Origin of the sequence: Devosia sp., from assembly GCF_040509215.1 — a bacterium.
Taxonomy (GTDB): domain Bacteria; phylum Pseudomonadota; class Alphaproteobacteria; order Rhizobiales; family Devosiaceae; genus Devosia.
Genome location: NZ_JBEVLL010000405.1, coordinates 1 through 3,088, shown reverse-complemented (window position 1 = coordinate 3,088; position 3,088 = coordinate 1). Strand labels below are relative to the sequence as shown.

General features: G+C 62.5%; 5 protein-coding genes and 1 pseudogene. 5 read left to right on the top strand and 1 reads right to left on the bottom strand.

Annotated elements, in window-relative coordinates; all coding sequences use genetic code 11:
* The 5 genes and pseudogenes from ABW043_RS22535 to coaA all read left to right on the top strand — a co-directional run.
* A pseudogene (locus tag ABW043_RS22535) lies at window positions 1–225 on the top strand (HisA/HisF-related TIM barrel protein); the annotation flags it as partial.
* Window positions 225–548 (top strand): hypothetical protein, encoded by a 324-nt coding sequence (locus tag ABW043_RS22530; protein ID WP_353923434.1) that lies wholly within the window; start codon window positions 225–227, stop codon window positions 546–548. The pseudogene ABW043_RS22535 and the gene ABW043_RS22530, both read left to right, overlap by 1 nt.
* On the top strand, window positions 545–1,345 hold the full coding sequence (hisF, locus tag ABW043_RS22525) for an imidazole glycerol phosphate synthase subunit HisF (RefSeq protein ID WP_353923433.1): 801 nt from the start codon (window positions 545–547) through the stop codon (window positions 1,343–1,345). The genes ABW043_RS22530 and hisF overlap by 4 nt, the downstream gene beginning before the upstream one ends.
* 11 nt (window positions 1,346–1,356) lie before the next feature.
* Window positions 1,357–1,674, top strand: a complete 318-nt coding sequence (locus tag ABW043_RS22520; protein ID WP_291408477.1) for a phosphoribosyl-ATP diphosphatase — start codon at window positions 1,357–1,359, stop codon at window positions 1,672–1,674.
* Window positions 1,674–2,627, top strand: coding sequence for a type I pantothenate kinase (gene coaA / locus ABW043_RS22515; protein WP_353923432.1), 954 nt, complete (start codon window positions 1,674–1,676; stop codon window positions 2,625–2,627). Before ABW043_RS22520 ends, coaA begins: the two co-directional genes overlap by 1 nt.
* A 72-nt stretch (window positions 2,628–2,699) precedes the next feature.
* Here coaA and ABW043_RS22510 read toward each other — a convergent pair whose 3' ends face one another.
* Window positions 2,700–3,050, bottom strand: a complete 351-nt coding sequence (locus ABW043_RS22510) for a VOC family protein (RefSeq protein WP_295413280.1) — start codon at window positions 3,048–3,050, stop codon at window positions 2,700–2,702.
* Between the last annotated feature and the right edge of the window lie 38 nt (window positions 3,051–3,088).

The window sequence follows — 3,088 nt, the reverse complement described above, 5'->3', positions numbered from 1 at the left end:
GATCGGGATGGCGTGCTGGCCGGCATCAACTGGGACTCGACGCTCGAGCTGGCCCGCGCCACCACCATCCCGGTGATCGCCTCGGGGGGCCTCGCTTCCATGGCCGATATCGAGCGCATGACCCAGCCTGAATAAGCCGTGCTCGAAGGCGCTATTTCCGGTCGTGCTCTTTACGACGGGCGCATTGATTCACGTGAAGCACTGGCGCGGATCAGGGCTGCATGATGGCTGAGCGGCGTCGGGCTTTCCCTCTGCGCTACTATGTCATCACCATGGTGGTGATCATCCTGTTTGCCATCGCGCCGATCATTGCCATCATCGCGGCGGACGCCATTGCCACCGCGCATGGATGCAGCCTCAATGAGGGCGGTGCGAGCGTCTGCATGGTCATGGGGAGCGACTGGAGCGAAGCGCTCTACGCTGCCTTTGTCCTCCCCTGGCTGCTGTTTCTCACCCTGCCTCTGGCGGGCGGCGCCGTGTTGGTCTGGCTGGTCATATTGCTCATTCACTATGTCGCCTGGCGGCGGTCCACAGAGGTTTCGTCATGACACTGAAAACCCGCATCATTCCCTGCCTCGATGTCGCCGGCGGCCGCGTGGTGAAAGGCGTGCAATTCGTTGATCTCGTCGATGCCGGCGATCCGGTGGAAGCGGCCATGGCCTATGACGCGGCCGGCGCCGACGAATTGACCTTCCTCGATATCACCGCCAGCCACGAAGGCCGCGATACGATTTTCGATGTCGTCGCCCGCACGGCCGAACACTGCTTCATGCCCGTCACCGTCGGCGGCGGCGTCCGCTCCATCGAAGATATCCGCAAGCTGCTATTGGCCGGCGCCGACAAGGTGGCGATCAATTCCGCCGCCGTGAACGATCCCGACTTCATCGCCCGCGCGGCGGATAAATTCGGCAATCAGTGCATCGTCGTTTCGGTCGATGCCAAGCAGCGGCTCGATGCCAAGGTCGGTGGCGACAACCGCTCCGAATGGGAGATCTACACCCATGGCGGCCGCCGCCCCACCGGCATCGACGCCGTCGATTTTGCCGCCAAGATGGTCGAGCGCGGTGCCGGCGAACTGCTGGTCACCTCCATGGATCGCGACGGCACCAAGTCAGGCTTTGACCTGAAACTGACCCGCATGATCGCTGATGAAGTCGAAGTCCCCGTCATCGCCTCGGGCGGCGTCGGCAAGTTGCAGGACCTCGTCGACGGCGTCACCGAGGGTCACGCCAGCGCGGTCCTTGCCGCCTCCATCTTCCACTTCGGCACTTTTACGATTCCCGAAGCCAAGCGCTATATGCTCGAACATGGCATCGCCATGAGGATGGACGCGGCGGCGGCCTGAGGACCAAAAGAATGACCCTTGAAGAACTCGAAGCCCGCATCGCCATCCGTGCCGCCGCCTCGCCCGAGGAAAGCTACACGGCAAAGCTGATCGCCCGCGGCATGAAAAAGGCCGCCCAAAAAGTCGGCGAGGAAGCGACCGAAGCCGTCATCGCCGCCGTCACCGGCGACCGTGCCGAGCTGGTCAAGGAATCGGCTGATCTCCTCTACCATCTCCTCGTCGTGCTCAAGGCGGCCGACATTCCGCTCGGCGAAGTCATGGCCGAGCTCGACGCGCGCACCGCCCAGTCCGGCCTCGCCGAAAAAGCCTCCCGATCGGAAAAGCAGTAATGGCGCCTCGTTCCCCCGCGCTCGACCCCTACCACCATTTTACCAAGGCCGAATGGGGCAAGCTGCGCGATGGCCAGCCGATGACGCTGGACCAGAGCGACATCGATCGCCTGCGCGGCCTCACCGACCCGATCTCACTGGAAGAGGCCGAAGAGGTCTACCTGCCTATTTCGCGCCTGCTGTCCTATTACGTCGAAGCCATCCAGGGCCTGCATAACGTCCAGTCGCGGTTCCTGCAGACCCCGCATGGCCTGAAAGTGCCCTTCATCATCGGCGTCGCCGGCTCGGTCGCGGTGGGCAAGTCGACCACCGCCCGTATCCTCCAGGCGCTCCTCTCGCGCTGGCCCTCGACGCCCCGCGTCGACCTCGTCACCACCGACGGTTTCTTGTACCCCAATGCGGTGCTCGCCGAAAAAGGCCTCGCCGAGCGCAAAGGGTTTCCCGAGAGCTACGACCGCGCCCGCTTCGTCAATTTCCTCGCCGACGTGAAATCGGGCAAGGCGAACGTAAAAGTCCCGGTCTATTCCCACCTCGTCTATGACGTCGTCGCCGGCACCGAGATCACCGTCGATCGCCCCGACATCCTGATCGTCGAAGGTCTCAATATCCTGCAGGCCGGCGAATTGCCCAAGACCGGCAAGCCGATCCTCTTCGCCTCCGACTTCCTCGATTTCTCGGTCTATATCGACGCCGACAATGACGACCTCGAAGCCTGGTTCATGCAGCGCTTCTTCCGCCTGCGCGAAACCGCCTTCAAGGACCCCACCTCCTTCTTCCGCCGTTTTGCCGAAATGAGTGAAGAGGAAGCCGGCTCTTTCGGCCGCATGGTCTGGCGCACGATCAACCTGCGCAATCTCGTCGACAACGTACTGCCGACGCGCGGCCGCGCCGATCTGATCCTTAAAAAGGGGAAAGATCATCTGATCGAGAATGTGAGCCTACGCCGCGTCTGACGCCTACCAACTCATCCTCATCCACGATGTCATCCCCGCGAAAGCGGGGATCTCTGTTTCCGGCAGAGGGGCCTAATACGTCCCCTGCTGCGGCTGGCTCAAGACGATCATATTGCCATCCGGATCGCGCAGCTTTGCCGTCTTGAAAAAGTCCCCGATCGCCTTGGCCACCGGCTTGATGCCGAACATCTCCAGCCGCCCCAGCTCGTCCGCAATATCATCGACGATCAACATCAGCACACTCGCCCCTGCCCGGTCGGCATCGGTCGCCACATGTACCCAGCCACCCCCCGGCAGCTTCCATTCGGCGACGTCGGCCATGGGCCGCGCATCGGCTTTCCGGCCGAACAGATACTCATACCAGACGAGGGATTCAGGCAGGCTTTCGACGGCAATGCTGGCCAGCGCATTGGTGATGGTCATTGCGGGTCCGTGTGTTCGCTTTGCGCCAGCCTAGAGTC

Excerpts from the sequence above, each read along its gene's own strand:
- ABW043_RS22530 (WP_353923434.1), top strand. The coding sequence starts at position 225 with ATGGCTGAGCGGCGTCGGGCTTTCCCTCTGCGCTACTATGTCATCACC.
- hisF (WP_353923433.1), top strand. The coding sequence starts at position 545 with ATGACACTGAAAACCCGCATCATTCCCTGCCTCGATGTCGCCGGCGGC.
- ABW043_RS22520 (WP_291408477.1), top strand. The coding sequence starts at position 1,357 with ATGACCCTTGAAGAACTCGAAGCCCGCATCGCCATCCGTGCCGCCGCC.
- coaA (WP_353923432.1), top strand. The coding sequence starts at position 1,674 with ATGGCGCCTCGTTCCCCCGCGCTCGACCCCTACCACCATTTTACCAAG.
- ABW043_RS22510 (WP_295413280.1), bottom strand. The coding sequence starts at position 3,050 with ATGACCATCACCAATGCGCTGGCCAGCATTGCCGTCGAAAGCCTGCCT.